26 protein-coding genes are annotated in these 20,104 nt (G+C 44.7%); 24 read left to right on the forward strand and 2 right to left on the reverse strand.

Annotated features, from left to right (window positions below; genetic code table 11):
• The first annotated feature begins 219 nt into the window (after positions 1–219).
• On the forward strand, positions 220–1,893 hold the full coding sequence (locus tag R7P36_RS18705; RefSeq protein WP_318122254.1) for a portal protein: 1,674 nt from the start codon (positions 220–222) through the stop codon (positions 1,891–1,893).
• A 13-nt stretch (positions 1,894–1,906) separates the two neighbouring features.
• Positions 1,907–2,860 carry a hypothetical protein gene (locus tag R7P36_RS18710; protein WP_318122255.1) on the forward strand — a complete coding sequence of 318 codons (954 nt, stop codon included), beginning with the start codon at positions 1,907–1,909 and terminating at the stop codon, positions 2,858–2,860.
• Between the two features lie 92 nt (positions 2,861–2,952).
• On the opposite strand, the gene R7P36_RS18715 is transcribed toward R7P36_RS18710, so the two are convergent.
• On the reverse strand, positions 2,953–3,306 hold the full coding sequence (locus R7P36_RS18715; protein WP_064369748.1) for a hypothetical protein: 354 nt from the start codon (positions 3,304–3,306) through the stop codon (positions 2,953–2,955).
• Between the two features lie 549 nt (positions 3,307–3,855).
• Here R7P36_RS18715 and R7P36_RS18720 point away from each other — a divergent pair.
• From R7P36_RS18720 to R7P36_RS18820, 21 genes are all read left to right on the forward strand, one after another.
• On the forward strand, positions 3,856–4,773 hold the full coding sequence (locus tag R7P36_RS18720) for a hypothetical protein (RefSeq protein ID WP_318122256.1): 918 nt from the start codon (positions 3,856–3,858) through the stop codon (positions 4,771–4,773).
• Between the two features lie 89 nt (positions 4,774–4,862).
• Positions 4,863–5,939, forward strand: a complete 1,077-nt coding sequence (locus R7P36_RS18725; protein WP_054577229.1) for a replication initiation protein — start codon at positions 4,863–4,865, stop codon at positions 5,937–5,939.
• A 2,157-nt stretch (positions 5,940–8,096) separates the two neighbouring features.
• Positions 8,097–8,528 (forward strand): hypothetical protein, encoded by a 432-nt coding sequence (locus tag R7P36_RS18730; protein WP_169628932.1) that lies wholly within the window; start codon positions 8,097–8,099, stop codon positions 8,526–8,528.
• Positions 8,503–8,805, forward strand: a complete 303-nt coding sequence (locus R7P36_RS18735) for a helix-turn-helix domain-containing protein (protein ID WP_169628931.1) — start codon at positions 8,503–8,505, stop codon at positions 8,803–8,805. Before R7P36_RS18730 ends, R7P36_RS18735 begins: the two co-directional genes overlap by 26 nt.
• Positions 8,806–8,808: 3 nt before the next feature.
• Positions 8,809–9,348 carry a single-stranded DNA-binding protein gene (locus tag R7P36_RS18740; RefSeq protein WP_064369743.1) on the forward strand — a complete coding sequence of 180 codons (540 nt, stop codon included), beginning with the start codon at positions 8,809–8,811 and terminating at the stop codon, positions 9,346–9,348.
• Positions 9,349–9,351: 3 nt separating this feature from the next.
• Positions 9,352–9,651: a hypothetical protein gene (locus tag R7P36_RS18745; RefSeq protein ID WP_169628930.1), complete on the forward strand. Its 300-nt coding sequence runs from the start codon at positions 9,352–9,354 to the stop codon at positions 9,649–9,651.
• Positions 9,652–9,706: 55 nt separating this feature from the next.
• A complete protein-coding gene (locus R7P36_RS18750) occupies positions 9,707–11,110 on the forward strand; it encodes a hypothetical protein (RefSeq protein WP_169628929.1) in 1,404 nt (467 codons plus the stop codon).
• A complete protein-coding gene (locus R7P36_RS18755; RefSeq protein WP_169628928.1) occupies positions 11,107–11,304 on the forward strand; it encodes a hypothetical protein in 198 nt (65 codons plus the stop codon). Before R7P36_RS18750 ends, R7P36_RS18755 begins: the two co-directional genes overlap by 4 nt.
• 86 nt (positions 11,305–11,390) lie before the next feature.
• On the forward strand, positions 11,391–11,972 hold the full coding sequence (locus R7P36_RS18760) for a hypothetical protein (protein ID WP_169628927.1): 582 nt from the start codon (positions 11,391–11,393) through the stop codon (positions 11,970–11,972).
• Positions 11,972–12,430, forward strand: a complete 459-nt coding sequence (locus tag R7P36_RS18765; RefSeq protein ID WP_169628926.1) for a hypothetical protein — start codon at positions 11,972–11,974, stop codon at positions 12,428–12,430. Before R7P36_RS18760 ends, R7P36_RS18765 begins: the two co-directional genes overlap by 1 nt.
• Positions 12,431–12,434: 4 nt before the next feature.
• Positions 12,435–12,935 carry a hypothetical protein gene (locus R7P36_RS18770; RefSeq protein WP_161607486.1) on the forward strand — a complete coding sequence of 167 codons (501 nt, stop codon included), beginning with the start codon at positions 12,435–12,437 and terminating at the stop codon, positions 12,933–12,935.
• Positions 12,936–12,999: 64 nt separating this feature from the next.
• Entirely contained in the window at positions 13,000–13,464 is a 465-nt protein-coding gene (locus R7P36_RS18775; protein ID WP_256952031.1) for a hypothetical protein, read from the forward strand.
• A gap of 2 nt (positions 13,465–13,466) precedes the next feature.
• The gene (locus R7P36_RS18780) at positions 13,467–14,195 is read left to right on the forward strand and encodes a VRR-NUC domain-containing protein (RefSeq protein WP_169628925.1); all 729 of its coding nucleotides are present in this window, start codon (positions 13,467–13,469) and stop codon (positions 14,193–14,195) included.
• Positions 14,196–14,221: 26 nt separating this feature from the next.
• Positions 14,222–14,920, forward strand: a complete 699-nt coding sequence (locus R7P36_RS18785) for a hypothetical protein (protein WP_017634077.1) — start codon at positions 14,222–14,224, stop codon at positions 14,918–14,920.
• 118 nt (positions 14,921–15,038) lie between these two features.
• Positions 15,039–15,308: a hypothetical protein gene (locus R7P36_RS18790; RefSeq protein WP_169628924.1), complete on the forward strand. Its 270-nt coding sequence runs from the start codon at positions 15,039–15,041 to the stop codon at positions 15,306–15,308.
• Positions 15,287–15,610 carry an HU family DNA-binding protein gene (locus tag R7P36_RS18795; RefSeq protein WP_052484255.1) on the forward strand — a complete coding sequence of 108 codons (324 nt, stop codon included), beginning with the start codon at positions 15,287–15,289 and terminating at the stop codon, positions 15,608–15,610. The genes R7P36_RS18790 and R7P36_RS18795 overlap by 22 nt, the downstream gene beginning before the upstream one ends.
• Positions 15,610–15,906 (forward strand): HU family DNA-binding protein, encoded by a 297-nt coding sequence (locus tag R7P36_RS18800; RefSeq protein WP_169628923.1) that lies wholly within the window; start codon positions 15,610–15,612, stop codon positions 15,904–15,906. Before R7P36_RS18795 ends, R7P36_RS18800 begins: the two co-directional genes overlap by 1 nt.
• Complete coding sequence (locus R7P36_RS18805; protein ID WP_017634081.1) at positions 15,899–16,141, forward strand: hypothetical protein; 243 nt, start codon at positions 15,899–15,901, stop codon at positions 16,139–16,141. The genes R7P36_RS18800 and R7P36_RS18805 overlap by 8 nt, the downstream gene beginning before the upstream one ends.
• On the forward strand, positions 16,119–16,757 hold the full coding sequence (locus R7P36_RS18810) for a DNA N-6-adenine-methyltransferase (RefSeq protein WP_074190797.1): 639 nt from the start codon (positions 16,119–16,121) through the stop codon (positions 16,755–16,757). Before R7P36_RS18805 ends, R7P36_RS18810 begins: the two co-directional genes overlap by 23 nt.
• A gap of 14 nt (positions 16,758–16,771) precedes the next feature.
• Entirely contained in the window at positions 16,772–17,257 is a 486-nt protein-coding gene (locus R7P36_RS18815; RefSeq protein ID WP_169628922.1) for a hypothetical protein, read from the forward strand.
• Positions 17,250–17,519, forward strand: coding sequence for a hypothetical protein (locus R7P36_RS18820; RefSeq protein ID WP_169628921.1), 270 nt, complete (start codon positions 17,250–17,252; stop codon positions 17,517–17,519). Before R7P36_RS18815 ends, R7P36_RS18820 begins: the two co-directional genes overlap by 8 nt.
• Positions 17,520–17,730: 211 nt before the next feature.
• On the opposite strand, the gene R7P36_RS18825 is transcribed toward R7P36_RS18820, so the two are convergent.
• A complete protein-coding gene (locus R7P36_RS18825; protein WP_169628920.1) occupies positions 17,731–18,051 on the reverse strand; it encodes a DUF2623 family protein in 321 nt (106 codons plus the stop codon).
• Positions 18,052–18,479: 428 nt separating this feature from the next.
• On the opposite strand from R7P36_RS18825, the gene R7P36_RS18830 reads away from it, so the two are divergent.
• Positions 18,480–19,733, forward strand: coding sequence for a PAS domain-containing methyl-accepting chemotaxis protein (locus tag R7P36_RS18830; RefSeq protein ID WP_318072014.1), 1,254 nt, complete (start codon positions 18,480–18,482; stop codon positions 19,731–19,733).
• The last annotated feature ends 371 nt before the right edge of the window (positions 19,734–20,104 follow it).

A 20,104-nucleotide genomic window follows, 5' to 3' on the forward strand; every position in this document is an offset into this window, starting at 1 on the left:
GGCAATTATTCCGAACACACCGAGCGCTATCAAGGCGAAAAATTAGTTTTTTTAGTGAGTAACCATCATTAAAGGGCAAGCGATTGAACTTTGACTAAAAAAATTTATTCCAACAAAAATCAATGATTTATTATCGCATTGGTCACATTGACGCAATGCGCTATCATCCAAGATCATCCCCATCTCTGTAAAAAGCGCCTCAACTAACTGAGGTCGCACATGTCGCAAAACAAGGCATCAATTGGACTGGCGGCAGCTTTAAAACAAGCGTTCCCTTTCTTTAACGAGAATGACGATAAAGAGAGTCGGATAAGTTTTGAATCTGGCGCTGGATACACGGGATCGCCATTCCACGATCGCGAACACCAATTAGATGAAAGCAACGGCGCTCTGACCAATGACGGTCGAAAAAGCTCAGACCGCTTTTTTCTGCACAAGCTGCCGAAAGATCGCTTCATGCTATATCCGATACTCAAGGAAATGGCCGAGGACAGCACGATTGATGCCGCGCTCAATCTGCACCTTGGTCACGCTCTTTCGGTATCAAACGACAATGGCATGGCTGTGTATCTTCATCCAACCGATGAGAAGTACGCCGAGTACGTAGGCCGTCTTAACCGAGAGCTGCTAACTCCAATCAACGAAAACCTAATGAACTGGACGTATTCAACGCTGGTTTATGGGGTTAACTATGTTCGCCCATACACGAAAGAGGGCGTGGGTATTACTCACTTTGAGGCCAACTACTACACGTTGCCAAACCAAATTCGTGAGTACGAACGTTCGGGCGAGCTAGCGGGATTTACTGCGGAATATCTACAAACCCGAGCGAACGGCGAACAGGTACGCCTTGCAGAGCCTTGGGCGCTTATCCCACTAAAAATGCCAATCTGGCGACCAGATATGGATATACCGCCAGTTAACTACACTGGCCAGCGCTACTCACTTTATGACGATGCGTATTCACGCATGCCAATCGAGACGCAGAACTACGGCACATCCATTCTTCTTACCTGTTTTGAGGCTTGGTCGATGCTTCGCCAGTCCATTGCAGCACTCGGCGCAAGTCGTGTGAATGCTTCACTTATCGATCGCATGGTAGCGGTAAACACTGACGGCTTAGATGCGGCCGGAGCTGCGGAATACATCAACATGGTCGCTGACCAGATGAAGCAAGACCGTCAAGAGGTGGTAGACCGTTCCCGCAAGCTAGGTTTCATTCCAACCGTCATCAACACGCTATTGCCATTTATGGGCGGCGCTAAAGGTGGCTTGCAGATCGATACCTTTACCACTGACCCGAATATCTCCCACATCGAAGACATTATGTTTCACCTTAAACGCTTAGCCGGAACGCTTGGCGTAGACCCATCCATGCTTGGGTTTGGTGATCTTCTTTCTGGTGGGCTAGGCGAGGGCGGCTTCTTCCGCACATCGATTCAATCTGCACTACGCGCCAACCAAATCCGCGCAGCCGTGGTGGCGTTCGTTAAGCGCGCTATCGACATTCACACCATCTACCGAGACGGCAAGGTGTGGAATGACAACGATATGCCATTCGAGATCCGATTTAACTCTCTCAACACTGCTATCGAGCAAGAGAAGTCGGCAGCAATGGAGTCGCAAGCGAACTACGCAACCATGCTGACTACCGTGCTTGACCTTATCGAGCAATCCCCAATCGGCAAGTCTCCGAAACTCAAAAACCATCTTTACACGTCCGTTGTTGGCCTCGATTCCGAGCTGGCCAATGAAGTCATTTCCGAGCTCGCGGCTCAAGTGGCCAAGAACGACAAAATGATGGAATCCATTGGCATGACTGACCAAAGCGAAGCGGAACGATTCGTTAGAGACGTAGTTCTCGACCTACTAACCGAAATCCAAAGCCATTAATGGAGAAAAGAAAGTGACAGCAAAAGCACTTAAACAAGTATCCGACCGTTTCAGCCTATTCAATGACGGTCGAAAACTTAGCGCCAACAAGCGCAATTACATCATCAAAGCCGTGCAAGCGATGATCAACAGCCCACGAACTCAAGAGCTATTACGACTCGGTGAAGCGTATGGTTACTATGGCCATCAATCCCGCCAGCGAGCGAATAAGCTCTCAATCGGTGAAACTGAGGTGATCATGATTAATGGTCGTCCGGTTGTGGTAGAAAACGTGCCATCTAACCGCACAATCTCTATCACCTGTTCAGATGACGGTATTGTTGAACACACTCAAGAGTTTTTAGATACCGATACAGGCCGCATCGCTTTAGGTTTGCACAATAGCCGTGCTGGTGGTTGGAGTTGGGCGACTGGTGGCCAAGATACACGCGAGGCATCGATCACGACTTCGTATCACGGTATGGACTACGTGTTGCAGCCGAACTATATCAGCCTAGACCATCCGGCCATGATGATGGAAAGTGCGAACGGCAAGCAAATGATCCTCGAATCGCTACAGGAACAAGGTTTTGATGAGGAATCCGCGCGTAATATCTACGCGAACATGACTCAACAGAGCAATGTTGAGCTTGTCGGTGATCTTACTAACCAGCTTATGTACCTAGAAAGCGTGAATGCAGAGTTGCGTGAAAAGGTAGAGCAAAACGCTAAGGCAACCTCGATGCTGCTTGATGTTGTGGACTCTTTGCCTATCTATGTAACCGATGCGCAGCGCAAAGCGATCGCCAACATGGCCACCAAGGAAGATCATCAAGTGGTGCGAGCTATGTTTGAGTCGCTAGGTTCCCGAAAAATGGCGACTTTACCGACAAATAGCTACGTTCCAGTAGAGCAAAAAGTGAGTGTTGCGCCTCAAATTAAACAGCAATTCGTCAACTTCGGATCTTCATCACGAAAATTCCAATAAGTTGATCAATTAAAAAGCGCCACCAGCTATTAGTAATTAAGTGCAAAAAAACACTAAATTAAATCGAAAATGCTGGTGGCCGATTCGGAATTTTATAAATCACTAGGCGCGACAGGACGCAAGTAGAGTTTATCTTTCTTGAAGTGCGTTGGTCGCCAGTCCCAACCAGCGATAGATACGCTATCTCGCGCGCCAGCAATATACGACACTGAGCGCAACACATTGACACCCTTATCAAAGTTAATCGCCTTATCGGCCTTTAGAACGAGTCTACCGTCTTTTTGGCTATGCAAACCAAAGGTGCAACCTGAGATTGTTACTAACAAATCCAACGGTAGCGCTGGTGCGTTCTTTTTCGGGAACTGACGGCGCTTAAATTGTTGTTTTAATTGGTTAACTTGAGTTTCTAATTGCTGTTCAGCACTTGGTGGGGGAGTAAATTTCATCACAGAGTTATCCACAAAATTCTATGTGTTCGGAATATTAACACGTCTAAAAGGAGTTTAAATAGATAAATTTTTTGGTAAACTCTAGCGCCAGATGGTAACGCACCTTGTTCGGAATCGCTTTGATACAGAGACTTGTTTGATCAACCATTTACGATCAATAATAGGGGAGTTTTTCTGTAATTAGATCATGGCGATACCGTGATAGAGAGAAAGTGATTCGATTTCGGGCAACAGAAAATAAAAAAGCCCGCTTTGGCGAGCGGGCTTTCTTACTGAAATCGAGCTTTAAGCGGCTAACTTAAAGCGTCACGACAAACGAACTTAAGGAAAGTCATTATGCCGTAATGAATTAGACCGAAGCCTAATCAGGCGAGACATTTAGTTGGCGACTAATGCCTCAAATGGTTAGTAATTAGTTTAACAGTTTAGATTGAGCATCAATCTCAGCGAACGTTAACACAAATTACACCACACTAAAGCAGGTGTAAGTATAACGTTCAAAGAGATCGGTGGCAAATTTTTACGCCTTTTTTTTGAGCAAATTTTATGCAAAACACACCGCTTTTACTGCATCCTTGCTACTGGAAGTCAGGATTCAGAACCCAAGCCTCCAATATCAAAGCCAATAAACCGTCGGCACAACGTAAACTTGCTTGCCTACTAGAAACTATCTCAAGCCATATTCTTAAGCATGGCCATACCTGCTTTGCATCAACTACTCGATTGGTACAGGTCTACAACGAGAACTGCGATCGCTATGGTTGTCGTCCAACCACTTTTGACACTCTCAAAAAACAACTGAAAACAGCAGAAGGCTTGAACTTAATTGTCCGAGAACAGAAGCCAAACAATGCAACAGGTCAGAATCTACGTCACATCACTCTATGCGTAGACGCCATCCAAGAAATGTTCGCTGGCGCATACAAATACGCGCTACAAGCTGCACAAAAGCGTTTTAATAGACAAAAACGGCACTCAGGGGGGGCTTCTGTGGAAAAACCTCTTGAGGCCAGTGCTGACAAGGCTTGCGAGCAATCAGACAAAAACAAAAATGGCACTATAAATACAAAAGATCTCTCTACAGAGAGTAAAAATAAAATTAATAACGGTATCCCGTCTGATTCTTGGTTTTTGAAGATCTTCAAACGTGACGCTGACGAAGTAAAACAACTTCAACTAGCAGCTAAGCAAGGCCGCCTATCAGCTAATGGAGCTCGTCGTGTTATCAAGCTGTACAACAAGCACCAAGAGCCTTTAGCGCCTAAGTTCGTGTCATACCTTAAGTTTGTGATTGCTAGCTGGCACAACAAGGCTGCAAGCGCCGTGAAAGCTAGCGTGAACAAGGTTCGTGATACAGCCACCATGTTAGCAGAGTACATGAACACCATTTCCGAGAAAGAGTCTCAAGGCTTAGTTGAATACTATCGTGACACAGTCGGGCGAGTACAAGTCAGGTATCTGTAATCACTGCTTGATGTGAGTATTTCTATACATGCGTGACCTAAAATGTGTCATAATTACCTAAATCTTGTTATTTATGGATGTGCATTTGCATGAGTGATGAAGAATATTTCTACCCTGCGGTAAGCGATAACCTCCCGAAACATATCAAAAAAGGCCATCAACTGGTCTTTAGTCGTCAAGATCTATCCGCTAGGGAAGCAGATATGTTTGCGTTGATGATTGCACATATGAAACCAAGTGATTGGGAGCAGAAAACACCACACTATGAGTTTACTTCACATCAATTATCAGAGTGGCTAGGTGTTGAGTCTAAACATATCGGTAGCAACTTAAGTCCAGTAGCGAACCGCCTAGCTAGTCGAAAAATCGGGATAAAGGTGGAAACCCCGAAAGGTGATATTGAATTCGACTATAGACCTCTTTTTAAACATATCGCTTATAAACACGGCATACTTACGATGGTTCCTAACGATATGCTAAAACCTGAGTATATTGAATATAATCAAGGATTTGCTCTGATTAATACTCGCAATTTCTTTGAGGTAAAGAAGGAGTATTCTAAGCGCTTGTACGAACTGCTTAGTCGCTTCAAAGACAAGGGCTTTGAAATGCATGCGCAAAAGCTTAGTGAACTGAAAGGAATATTTGGGCTTTTGGACGAATCAGGGAAGCTGAAAAAAGATAAAAGTTCCTTCAAAAACAACAGCGTATTTATGAAACGTTGTATCAGGGAAAGCATTAAAGAACTTTCTGAACACCCTCAGATTAGCAAAGAGCTTCTATTTTTAGAAAGCAGCCAAGGTGATAAGGGTTTTGAGGTTGTAAAGAAAGGTAGAACCATTACTGGAATCAAGTTTCTCTTCCGGTGGGTTAAACTAGGTTCAATTGATGAACTAAATCAACACGATGCTCTTAAGACAATTCGACAACTTGAATTGAAAAGGCTTCAAAACCAAGTCAGACTCACCGAGTCTGAACTAGAATCACTTGCCATCGCGTACCGCTATGTGGGTAAAGAAGACCACGCTCTTAAAGTTGAAGCTAGCTTGTCAAAGCGACACTCAGAAAAAGAGCAACAAAAGCATGATGATGGAATGCATGAATTAGAGTCGTTAATGGAAAAGATAGATACCCTTTCAGAACTAACCGATACACACGATTACTGATAGCTAACAAGTTTTAGGTCATGGGCTCGATAGATGACATTTTCTAGGTTGAAATGAGCTATGTGACACATTTTAGGTATATGGGAGGGAATTCGACGTGATCATTGACTCGAAAGTAGAAAAAACCGGACAAGACTCCTATACAACCATCTCACACACCTAAAATATGTCATTTAAGAACAGAAACACCTAAAACCTGTTATCCAATCACCTGATATATGATCACTTTCACCTAGATTATGTAGCACTAAAGCCTGTAAGAAGATCACAAACACCTAATAAATGATCAATTAAACCTAGATCTTGTTACTTAAAGACCTAAAAAAAGATCTTTAAACGAGTTAAAACCAATTGAAATCAATACGTTACGGTTCCTATAGATCTTATAGGTCTATAGTTTCCATAGATTGATATAGTTAAATATAGATCTTTATAGCGTATGTGGATAACTGGAAAATCAAAGATTTACACAGTTTCCCACATACACAACAAGTTTTTGTTGTTTAGATGAGTGAATGATCCTAGCTATAGACAACGGCATGCTACAACGAATAGCGACCGCATTTGTGTGAGTCCTTTACAAAAACACGAATTGACAGGAAATATTAATTATTGGATAGTTGTAAGTGTGCTCTAGAAGCAACAATGTACTTCTAGAGCAGCGTTGGTTAACCGAATAGTGCTTGAATAATAGCTGCTACTAGGTTGATAACAGCTATGACAAGCTCAATGAGCTTACTCATATAACCTCCGACGGTTTTGAGTGTTGTAGCTATGTAAGTCGTATTAAGTGACTGGTACTCACCTAATGCGCATTACTTGAAGTGAAGCTTTTAGCTGCTTCGAGCTTGGTTGGTGATTACATAATTACCTCCAGTAATTAAAGGTTGGGTTCTTCGAATCCAGCCTTTTTTTATATTCTTCACACAATCAAGGTTATTAGGGAACGTTTTGTTCCAAGACTTGCTGTGCCTAGTATTCCAGACTTTTTGCTAATTTTGCAAAAACCCAAACGAGTTGGTTATCTCTTTCAGGTTAAGGCGTATGAAAACTCCCAAGTCCTTATGTCCCATTGTTATCAGATAATTCCCCTCTCATAAAGAAACGCTTTGAAAAATATTTATTTCTCTACATGAATCGGGATATGAGCAAGATTATTATCCTATAATTCATATTCATTTTTCCTTTCTGCTTGATGCAAACCTCAAAAGAAAGTTGCCGCTTCCAGCAGATGGGTTAGCGCATTCAATATATTGCTGTTAACTCATCTTATCCTGTTAAAAACAAAAATGCTTCCCCGTACAACTTAAGTGGTTAAGCTTGCTATAATTTGGCTATTTCTTGCCCACTAATTTCCAATTAGCCTAAGTGTTGACAGCATCTTATCAACTATTTGACGTTGATAAGATGCTAAACGATCTGTCGTTATGGTCACGTAAGACGTCTGTTTTTCACTATACCGCTTTTTTAAATTGAATGCGTGTTTGTAGGACTAACGGTCGAGTTTTCTTGATGAATCAATTCCAACCAACTTTCGCGATTGATGCTTTCTAACTTTGATTTTGTTTCTTATAAAACGACAGTATTGTTTTTTGTTTTGGTTATTTTTTTTTGTTTTTGTTTCTGGTTTGCGTTCTATTAAATCCCGAACGTAAAGCGCTTTCTCTATGAGTGGGCGATTTTTTTGTGCATTAAATTATTGAGTGTTCGGATAAAATATTGAGGCAAAAAAAAGCTTCGAGTTTCCCCGAAGCTTTCCATTACTCTTATCCCGATAGCTAAACGTATCCGTCTATGCGAGGTGGATTTTATCATCATCCACTTTGAAAAGAGAAGTGTTTAACTTGCTAAGTATCTTTTCTACTGGGATTCTCCACATTTTACACAAGTCATTTAGGTTGTTCTGACCGCTCTTAATTGCATTGGCCAAAGCGAAGTCTAAGACGCTGTTCGAGGTATTACTCTTTAACGTCTGCTTGGATTTGGTCGTGAACTTTTTTGCTGTTGTTCTCTGACATTTGCTGATTCCTCATATGAGTCTGTTTGCCTGTTTGCTGAGAGCAAAACACATCGTTTCGGTTTTTGTATCAATGCGTTTTGCATTGTTTTTTGAGTGTGTTTATACTGCGAATAAAATCGATGTGTTCGGAATGAAAGATGAGTGGGGAAATTTCTGAAATTAAGCGATCTCAACTGGAACAACGGCAAAGAGAGCGAGACGAAAGCTCACCATCAATCCTGGATACATTCGAGGGCATAGAGCTTACGGACGAACGCGAAGCTCTGGCGAACCGGTTACAAGATGCCGATGTGACATTGGATGACAAGCCGGATCGCTGCCCGACTTGCAATGGCACTGGTTACACCAAGTCGTTATTTAGCAAGTGGGAGTGCTGTAGCTGTTTTGGGACGGGTTACGACCTTTCCGATCCGGTTGCCGTTATCAAGTGGCAAAAGCTCTGCCTAGATTGGTCAAAGAATCGGTTACATGAATATCGCGTTGCCTTGATTAAGGCGACAACAACCGAGGAAGAACGACTAGCAAGTGAAGTGGAGAGCTTCTATGAAAATGCGAGACGCAAAGACTAAACAGGCCGCTCGAATCCAATCGCTTGAGTATCGACAGCAACGTGCAGCGCGAATCAAGCGAGCGAGACGGCATGCAGATTTAACCATACTCGAAATGAGCAGGTTAATCGGGTTATCACCAGACACTTATCGAAAAATCGAGAATGGCGAGGTGAACCCAAGGGTGCAAAACCTAGAACTGATAGCGGTCTACACAAGTACAGACGTGGGTTATTTGTTCTTTGGTGATGCGATTTCTAACAGAGACAAAGCGGTAAAGAGAGATACCGGAGAATAACGAATGGCTTCAAGAGGCATTAACAAGGTCATTCTGGTTGGTAACTTGGGGTCAGATCCCGAAATCCGATACCTACCAAATGGCGGTGCAGTAGCGAATATCACGATCGCTACATCCGAAACTTGGCGCGATAAAGCGACAGGGGAGAACCGAGAAAAAACCGAGTGGCATCGAGTGGTGTTGTTCGGCAAGTTGGCCGAAGTGGCGGGGGAGTTCCTACGCAAAGGGTCACAAGTTTACATCGAGGGGCAATTGCAGACTCGCAAATGGAAAGACCAGCAAGGCCAAGACCGTTACAGCACAGAGGTAGTAGTTCAAGGCTTTAATGGCGTGATGCAAATGCTTGGCAATAACCGAGCTGGTGGCCAGCAACAACAAGGCGGTTGGGGTCAACCTCAACAACCACAGCATTCACCACAGCAACAGGGTGGTTGGGATCAATCTCAACAGCAATACGGCGAGCCACCAATGGACTTTGACGATGAAATACCGTTCCAGAACGAGTTCCGTCATTACAAGATGCTGAGTTACGTGGCGGCTTAAACGGTGAGTAAACAAAATTTAGCGTTAGCAACTCAAGGCGACTTACTGATTGTGTTGCGTCGAATGACCATTAAAGCGCTTATGGAAATGCGCGAGGCGACAGGCGAAACGGATTTTACTGACACACTAAGTGCTTTTTATTTCAGTAACCGTGCAATCGCGGCAGAAGTAAACGGGTGTTCGGGTCATGTAGCCGAACTAATCCAAGACAGCGACCTCGACTACGTTCACAAAGGTAGCGAAATACTGGTTTGGCTGGATGACTTAGAAGAACGCCTAGAGCGCTTTGCTAACCAAGAATAAAACACTTTAACCCTATTCCCTTATCCCAATTTTTGAGTAGTAGAGAAATTTTCCGATGAGCGATGTTTTTACTGTAGAGCTTCCTTGGGGACTTCCTGAAAATTCGCCAATTGAAATCAAAGAATTTGAGATCCCGCTTGTTGGTTTGATGCAGCACATCATCGATGACTTGCAATTCAAACTATCCCAACGCACGGCCAAGGCCGACGAGGCGCTAAAGCAAAAATATCAGGCAATGCTTGATGAACGTACCGAAATCCTTGCAGCGCGTGACCGCGCAATGGCTGGTACTGAGGTGATGCGTAAAAAGCGTAACGAAGCCGAGCAGATCGCAGCCGAGCTACGCGAAGAAAACGAGCGTCTAGGTAAGGACAACCAACGCCTAGAAGCAGAGATCAAACGCCTTACCACTGAGTTGCGTCACGCTCAACAAGAACTGGACGGCATTCCTAAGCTGGTGGAGAACAAGGTAGCCGCTGCATTGGCTAACCAAGTGGCATCATCTGGTGAACTGGAATCGCTTAATCAGCAACTTGAGAGTGTTCAAGAGCAACTACGCATTGCCGAGGACAAACGCAAAGCAACCGCCGCTAAGAACGCGACATTGGATGAGGCATACAAGGCCACTGAATCAGAGCTCACCAAGAGCAAAGAGCACATCGAAATGCTAAGTGAGCTGGTGGCGACTCAAACCGAGCAAATCAACAGCATGAGCGAGGGATTGAAGAACGCTGACGAGAACTATCACTACGTGATGCACAACATTGATGAGGTGTTGGCCTACGCAGCGATCATTGCTCACGAAAACGAAGAACTGCGCAACGACAACCTATATCTAGGTGAAGCGGTTCAATACCACGATCTTAAATCCGTTTGGAAAGGCGGTAACTGGCAAGCCTACATGCTTTGCAAGGCGACAGCGATTCAGCCTCAAGAGGGTCTAGGCAAACCGGATCAGCGTTTTGGTCTGATTTACCTAATGAACACGCATACCGGAGCTGGCCACACGGCTTACATTGGTGAAGATGGTTCCCTATGTATGTCTAAGCTGCTACACGAATCGTGCGTACTGCCACAAGAGTATTGGGAAGAATTTACCGAGGCCGCTAAGCAAGTGCCAGTAGACCAAATTGAGCGAGCTTTAGACCGTGCAGTTAAGCGCACAAAGAAAGTCGTGAGTGTGGCCAAAGTCCTCGATTTGGATTGGTGTACCCAAGTGAACCTAGTAGAGATTGCGCAGCGCTTAAGTGATTACGTGCCTCAACATGAGCTAAACCGAGCGCTAACACACATTGAACGTGCGAAAGAGCTTGCACCACGCAGCGTAAGCCTAATTAAGCGCATCAACAAACGATTCAATACAGAGTACGCGCTGCATTCCGCTGGTGGCCGTATTCCTGACACACCAAAGAAACCAAGCAAGCCTAAACGTAACCAGAAACGAGGTAAGCGTAAGTGAGCGAGACATACAAGCCATTTTCAGCCGTGCTAGTGACGTACCAATGCGATGACGAGCAGTGTAAAGGCAATGTAGTTCGATTAGGTAAGGTGCGCGTCGATAATGAGTTTGCGCATCGATGCGAGAAATGCAGCAAAGGGTACATGCTGGAAAAGGAATACCCACACTTGGCGCACCAAAGCCACAAATACTGAGAAGAATTTAAACCCGCAAGGGATACGCTCCCTTGCTTTTCCTACCCCTAATAAATTGTTTAAGCCAGAAAGCGAGAGGCATGAGCATGAACACTCAAGAACAGTTCGAAACATCCTGCGAAGTTAACACAATGATGGTCGGTTTTAATCCCGAAACAGGCGGAGTGGTTTTGATGGCTCCCTATTATTACGACCATTACCGCGCTGTGCGTGATGTGGTTCTTCAAGCAATTCCAATGCACGTAAGCAAGGTGTACGAGTATGACGAGAACGACAAAGATGCAGTACCGCCTCAAGTAGTCGTGGGAGTGGCGACCAAGATTGCTGAAACGCTACTGATGGACAGCAAGCTATTCCAATTGGCGATGAGTGCCGCTAATGAATTGGAATATGTGTACAAGGGGGAGGAAGAATTTGATCCCGAAATGCACTTGCCTTTGGTGTTAACGAACCTATCTCAACAAGCTTGCGATTACCTGACGAACGAGCTCAAAGACAACATTAAATCGGCAGATGACCGCCTTGGTGGTACGTCAGAAGAAACTAAGCAGATGCTTAGCCTTGTTATAGATATGCTTGACATGCTGAAAGTGGAAACCAAGCCGGATTCAACCGTAGAAGTTAAGAACGTTCAACGAGTTGTAGCTAACGGGGAGACTATTCACTGATGCTGAGAAAATTTACACTAGCGGCGGCCTTGCTGGCCGCTTTTCAAGCGCATTCAGCGCCAGTAGTAACCCCTGTTCGAGTTGCACCTATGCCAGTTCGTGTTGCTCCTGCGCCTGTTCGTCCGGCAACGCCAATCAAAGCATCCACCAGCACAACAAGCACGGCGGCGAATGCTGCTTTAATGATGACCGTGCCAATGATTGTTGCTAACAGTTCTGCGGCACAAACCGATTCTAGCGGCTCGCTGGTGGTCAATCCGATGTTCTTTACGGCTTGCTCGACAGAGCAGTATGAGAGCGCCTTGGTATTCCAAGAGGTGTGCAAGGTAACGAGAGGTATCAATTCATCGTATTGCCCTATCTTGTCGTTCTTTCGAGAGTGCGACCGAGTGGAGTCTGTAGAGGGCTTACAACCAATCAAACCTGAGTATAAACACGTATTTTTTAAGAGTGAGTAAAACAATGACTGAGCAACATTGCGGAACAAGACTTGTTAAAGGGCTGTCTTTTAAATTTGACGAGGAAAACAAGCGTGTTCACTTAAGTCCAAGTTTTTATTTTGACCATTTAAGAAATGTTCGTGAATCGGTGAGGCGCAAGCTTGATGAACGAATGTCGGGCGCGCCAGATTCAGTGCTTAAGAGCTTTCCAAAGCTCTTTAATAGTGTATTGGCTGACGAGCGTTTGATGACATTCTCTCAAAAGTGCTCCGAAGTATTGAGTAAGCCTTGTGAGAGCCGTGAGGATGCGCGTCAACAAATGGGAAACATTGCTAGCGAGCTGGCCAATCAATGTAACAAGCAAGTGGCCAAGGTGCTAAGAGCTGAAAATGACATTTTAAAATCGAAAAACGCAAGCCTTGAGGGGCAGCCATCCCCAATTGAGCTGATAGCGATGGTGCTGGAATCGATGCGCTCAAAAGCTCGCAAAGTACATAACCCCGAAGTAAGCACAATACACTAATCGAAAGATCATAACGTTAGGCCGCCTTGCCAAGCAGTGTGAGGCGGCAAAAAAGAGGTACAAAGTGGCTAACGTTAACGACTCCAATATCATTTCCCGTTTGTTATCCATTCCTGAGTGTTATCAGCTCGATTTCTTTGTTCGCAGTGCGCCAGCTATCCAAGACGACTCAACCTATTGGGACACGCTAGGAACGCTATGGAAAGCGCAAGGCTCGCACCAACATCAATGTGTGTGGTCGTCCCTGTTTACGTGCCCGAGACGCAACAAGCACAAGGTGATGAAATCGTCAGAGCGCAAGGCGTTCGCCAAGCTACCCAAGGTGATCACGGCCTACCGAGCTATCAATGACGAATCCGAAATCGAAACCGCACTTTGTTGGACGCTATCTGAGGACATTGCTAAGCGTGTTTTCTCGCAAGGTGGCCGCCGCAAAGTGGTAGCTAAGCAATTCACCAAGGACGAGGTATTTGCCTACTTTAACCGCCGTAAGGAACAAGAGATTTTAGTAACACAAGGGCTTATCTAGTTATGGCCAAGGCACCACGATTCGATCACTCTTTCCTCGCAAACCAAGTCGCTAAGCGCAAGAAGTGGAAAAGCAAAGGCGTGAAAGCTGGCCACGGTGGCGACTTCAATATCGATGCAGCACTTAACGAGATTAACCGTTCTGTTAATCACATCATCAATCCGGTATCGATAAACGTCCCTAATACCGCGCTGGTGGATAAGTCGGAACTACCAGCTTGGCTTATCCGTATTCTTGAGAAAGACAATGACGTTGCGCGCGCTGCAACACAGAAGAAAGTGGAACTGGATTCACCACACAAAACGCGCCTTGCACAAGGGATTAAGCGCCCGAAAGAGTTTAACGACACGAAACTGGCCGAACACTGGTTACAGGTGCGTTTGTTCTACACGTTAGAGACGCAGTACAAGGACATTTACCCACTGGTTTTCTCAATCCCGAACGGTGGCTATCGAACACCTAAAGCGGCTTCGATGATGAGCTATGAGGGACAAAAGAAAGGTGTGCCAGATATATTTTTTCCTATCCCGAGAGGGGGGTATCACGGGTTCTTTTTGGAGGTAAAAACGGAAAAAGGTCGCCCAAGTAAGGAACAACAGGAAAAGATAAAAATGTTCCAAAATCTAGGGTATTACGTGGTTGTGGCCAAGGGGTTTGATGAGTGCATTTGTCAAATTAATAGCTATCTCCAATTGCCAACATTTGATAACAAAACTAGACTGGCCGCATAAGTATATAAAAAGGGCTTAGTTTTCTCATGTTAGCGAGTGAATATCACAGCATTGGCCAAAAGCCAGTTGATTTAGACGTGTTAGAAGCAACAAAGGTAGTCCGTAACTTCCTATGCGATTACCTTTACTATGACAAGTTGTTGCTAAGCTATGCCCCCGCAGGGGAATTTGGTAGCGCTCAAGCGTATCGTTGGCTTACTGGTGGTCATATTTGTGACTACGATGCTACTGGCGACACAATTGCACCAAGAGAGAAGATCAACTATCGAGTGATTAGAATGCTATTCGATGCTGGTCTAATCAAAGTGAAAACCAATATTCGAACACCACATACTCGCTGCGTCATCTTCGAATGGGTTCGAGACATTAAGAAATATCGTCGTGAAATCCTCCGTACTAAAATCTTTGGCGAGAATGTTTATCTGACTAGCGCAATGATTGATGCTACAGCGGCGCAATATGGTCTGACCGTGACGTTTGTCGGTGCGAGAGGTGTCTTTGAGATATTGGATGGTAATGGCAACTCAATCCCGAACGGCCAAGCCAAGAACACCTACATATTCATGAATAGTGTTGGTGAGCCAGTAGGCCGACTACGTGATATGTCCTATTGGGAATGGGAACAATACTTATACGACACAGCGACACGCGCCAAGCTGCGCAAAACGCCTCTCAAAGTTCGTGATGGCATGCGCAGCCACTTTTCGGAGTTCAAACGAGCTTAATCAAATCCTTGATCATCTTTCCACAAATACCGCCTATATGGGCGGTATTTTTTTGTATTAAAAACAGAAATTGTGTTCGGAATATTTACGGCGTGTTCGGAATGGTTATAATCGTCGCATGGCAGGACGTAAACCCAAAAAAGACGCCTTGACGCCTCAACAGCGCTGGAATCGTCATCTGGCCAAAATGGCTAGGTTCGACATTAAACGTCAATACTATCGCGCCAGCGCGACACAACGAGAGCAAATTAGGCGACTCCAAATAGAACTTGGCTGTAGCAGTCGAGAAGAACTGGTGCTTTACGCCATCAATCTTCTAGGCCAACAGCACGGAATTTATCTGAAAGATATTCAAGAGGACTTAGCGTGTCTAAACAAAAAGCCGTAGGTAAGCACGAACTGATCTCAGCAATGAAAAAAGAAACGGGCGCATTACGTGAAGAATGCGAGCTGGTTTTTGATGCCTTTATCGAAGAAATCTCAACTCAAACCATGATTGAGGGCAATGCTGTATTGCTTAGTGGTTTCGGTACGTTCGCACCTCGCCTTAAGAAAGCGCGAGCTGGCCGTAATCCAAAAACGGGAGCACCAGCGATTGTAGCTGCGCGAGACAAGCTGACTTTTAGTGCATCGGATGTATTCCGCGATGAGCTGGCAAACAAGGTAAACGAGATCAAGGGGGCACATTAATGAGCACACGCTTAAACCGAACTGACATTGAAAGAAACATTTCTAAACGCCTTGGCTTAAAGCTTACTGGTGATGATGCAGAGCTGGTGGGCGATTGTCTGGATGCAATGATCAATCACATTCTGGTTGAGATTGCGAAAGGCCGTGAGGTGCAAATTCGAGGCTTTGGCCGTTTCCGTCACATAGAGCGTGAACGCACAACCATTAATCCGGCGACGAAAGAGCGCTTAGGTGTCAAAAACGAGCACAGCGTATTGTTCTCTGCTTACAAGGGCATGGTACGCGTCCATGAATGATAGCAAGGCAATTGGGCTGCGTGTCTTTATCGGCTCTGTTCGACTACTGGCCATAACCATTGTGTTAGCGCTGGTGGCTGTTGTCGGTATTGGCACATACAGCTTTTATGGATTGGTGGTCTATCCAAAGATAGAGCGAGTGAAGATTGATTTGGACGCAGAACGCATCGAGCGCATTACGGTAGCGGCCAAGAGTGGGGAGAAGTCAGAGAATGGCGCACCTAGTCAAAAGTAAGACCGTCGAGGGCGCAAAGAACAAATGGGCGACTCGTTGGGACTGTTTCTTTGATGCTCAATTCCTCTTTCGACGTGATACCGGAAAAGAGTTTGTTTTAGACGTGGCCGCCGAGCCACAAACCGCCAAGGTGAACCGCTTCTACGTGGCTCCTGACTGGATTAACGAACAGCCGAGTGGATTCCCAAGCCTTAAGCCAAAACACAAGGCCGCTCAGCTCCTAAACCCTGTTTGTGTTGGGTTCGATGGCCTACAAGGCGAATGGGAAGATGGCTGGTGGTGCAATCCTCCGTTTGACCTTAAGTTTGAGTTTCTGGAAAAGGCGCTAGAACAAGCCAGAAAAGGCCGTGACGGCATGATGCTGTTACCACATGAAGAACTCACAACGTGGTGGCTGGACTTGGTTGAGGGCTACGCCACGATGATTTACAAGCCGGATGGTCGTTACCCGTTCTATGAGACAGATGGACACACCAAAAAGCAAGGTGTGAACTTCGGCAGTGCATTAGTGCTCTTTACCGAGAAAGGTCTACAAACACCATCCATGCGCTTTAACCGTAAGGTAGGCAGAACGCACCTTACTGATATCTATGAGCAAATCGCTAAAGTGGCTTAAGGGAGTGAGCTACTATGAGTGTTCAATATCAGGGTCAATCGATGAGCGTGTACCGTCTCGCTCAGTTAACTGGCTATCCAATGACTTCCCTTTATCGCGCGTATCACAAAGGACTACGAACCGGAGAGGAACTACTGGCCGAGGCTACCAAGCACCTTGTGACCTACCAAGGCAAGGTAATGACCGCAAGACAGCTATGCGCCGCTACCGATACCAGTTACCGCAGAGTGCTAAGACGCCTTAAGGCTGGTGTACCCGCTGAAAAGGCCGTAAAGGACAACGTAGACCGCCGAGGAAAGAACTGCGCATCCAAGTTATCCCCTAGTGAAGTTCTACGCATCTATGAGCTGTTATTCACTAAACAGGTATGCCAACACACGTTAGCCGAGGAATACGGCGTACACCAGTCCACGATTAGCGACATATGGCGACATAAACGTTGGGGATGGCTTACTGCTCCGCTTCGATACCAGTTAGAGGGGAAAGCAAGCAATGAGTAAGACAGGAAAGACAAGAGCCTATGTATTCACGCTTAAGGTGAAGAAAGCGCGCCTAGTGACGGTACTTAGATTTAAACACCAATGGTTAGCCTACATGGCCATCAAGCATCTGAAAAAGCGATTCTGGTTTGCTGAACTACAGTTTTGGCAAATCACGACTCTTAATGCGCTCTGGTACTTGTTTTTGATAAAGATTGGCTACTATGAAACACTCAAGAAAGCCACCAGCAAAAAGCGACAGAAACTATCTTTAAATGGGTAAAAATCACAAAATGAAATGCAAACTAATATTGTGATGTGTTCGGAATGAGTTTAGTATTGTTCCCATAGGGCAGTGACGGATACGACTTCCTATACGGTGCGCTTGTTTAATAAGGTTGTGCAAGCGTTGTAGGGTAAAACCTACAGGCTCCCAAAGAGGGCAAAGGGTTGATCTTCGAAAGAGGGTCAGCCCTTTGGTCTTCGGTATAGGGTTAATCTTTATCGAAGTCTTCGAGCTCTGCCTCTACACCATTCTCGAACCATTCATAAGTGGCATTATCTGTAGTCTTTAGAATGTCATCGAGGACAATGGCCTTGATAATATCCCTAGGAACACGGTATCTAAAAGCAAGCTTTCCTGACTCGTATGCTGCTCTCTTTATTCCATGCTCCATGCTAGCTACGTACGATGCATATCCAGCAATATAACCTACAGCATAACTCTGAGGTTTTTCGCTCATAGCAAGCCCTGATACAAGCGTTCCAGCTGAGTAACCATCCTTTTTCCCTAGCTCAAACTGTGCGTCGTCCATGCTAAATCCTTAATTGTTTCGGTTGAGATATTAGGCAATGCTATCACTTATCTATTGTTGCACCAATCGAAGTGCAGAGAATACATAATGTTACTCAAAGCATGAAAAGTAAGTAGAGAGGTGCCAATTTCAGCAACAAGCTTGTTTGTAAAGGTCAGCCTGGAAGCAAAATCGCTTGGGTCATTAGGATAATTAAGTATACTGCCCACAATGAGTGCCGTAGAAAAAATAACCTGATAAGCTCACGCTATTAACTAGATGTGGGCTGGTATGCAATGGAATTTTGAATACGTTCGTGCTTATTAAGGTAATGAGAATACAAAGAATAAAATGTGAATTAGCGTTGAAGCTAATTAAACGAGAGAGTCATGTTTTTCAACAAATCGCTTCAGAAAGAAAACCAAAGATTAAAGTAGGATTTACATAGCCTGCAACAGATCCATAGCAGCTTAAATGAGGAAATGCTTTGTTTAACACTCGATGGCAAAGGTTGTATTACTTCAATAAATACTAATTTACAGCAACAAATGCTGTTAAATGATGCTGATGTTTTAAATAAGTGCATTTCAGAATTAGTGCCACCTAACGCGCGAGGTACAGAGCACTTTCATAGGATGAGACGAGCTGTTCAAGATAAAGCGTTTTGGAATGGCGCATTACAGGTTCTTAAAGGTAATGGTGAGGAGTCGTGGCTGAGAGCGGTGATCCAACCTATTTGGGATGAGCATGAAAATGTGGAGAGTATTTTTGTATTTGCGACAGAACTTACACGAACAATTAAGTCATCTCATGAGCAAGTAGATATGCTGAACGCCATAAGTCGCTCTATGTCAGTGATTGAGTTCACATTAGATGGTCATGTCTTAAAGGCGAACGAGAATTTCCTAAAAATAATGGGCTACTCTCTTGAGCAGGTAGTAGGAAAGCACCATCGTATGTTCTGTGAACAAGAGGAAGCTGACTCTGAGTCTTACCGCCAATTTTGGCAGCGGTTAGCTGCTGATCACTTCGTTTCTGAGCGATTCAAGTGGCTCAATCGTTACGGTGACCCCGTATGGTTGGAAGCTTCATATAACCCTATCCATAATGATAGAGGTGAGTTGTATAAGGTCGTTAAGTTCGCTACGGAGATTACTCAACAGGTAATGCAAGAGCAGAAAATGGCGCAGGCTGCACAGTTGGCTAATGATGTTTCCCAAGAGACGGGGATACAAACACAGCAAGGGCAGCAAGTGATAAGATCTACACTCGATAAGATGAAAATACTGTCGGAGCAAATGCGCGAAGCAAACACTGCAATTGATGAATTAAAAGCTCATTCAGCACGTATCAGCGAGCTAGTAAATAGCATTAGTAGTATAGCTGACCAGACTAACCTACTTGCGTTGAATGCGGCGATAGAAGCAGCACGCGCAGGCGATCATGGTAGAGGCTTTGCCGTTGTTGCTGATGAAGTCAGACAGCTTGCTACAAGAACCAATGTAACCACCGATGAAATTGTCACAATGGTAAGTGAAAACTTACAGCGAACGGACAACGCAGTTAAGCTGATTGCAAAATGCCAACAGGAAGCGCTCGACACACTCGAATTATCAGAAAGTGCGGGTGTAGTTATGAATGAGATACAAAATGGAGCGAGACAGGTTGTTGATGCAGTGGAGCAGTTCAACCGAGTGCTGTAGTAATGCCTAGAGTTTGGGGTGTGTTAAATTATCATTCCGAACGTATAATTTTATATTTGGGTAAATTACATGGTTTCCATAGTGGCGGCTGTGTTTTCCTTTAAAAATCTTAGACAACTGTGCTCAAGCGCCTTTGGTTATTCCATTGGCGCTTTTTTCTTGATTTTTCGAGGTAAGTATCAATATAATTGCCTTGTTTTCGTGTGAAGCGTACAGCTTCGGCGAGTGATTCAAAGAAGGTTTGCAAAAGAGAGTTAAAGAGCTGGTAGAAATACTGGCTCTTTTTTTATGTGTCGCGTTTTAATCTATTGAAAAGGCGTTTTGAGTGTCCTATATTTACCTCACTCGCAAGAAAATGGACGTGGATACTC

The sequence above is a fragment of the Vibrio sp. 397 genome (genome assembly GCF_033339395.1).
Classification (GTDB): Bacteria; Pseudomonadota; Gammaproteobacteria; order Enterobacterales; family Vibrionaceae; genus Vibrio; species Vibrio alginolyticus.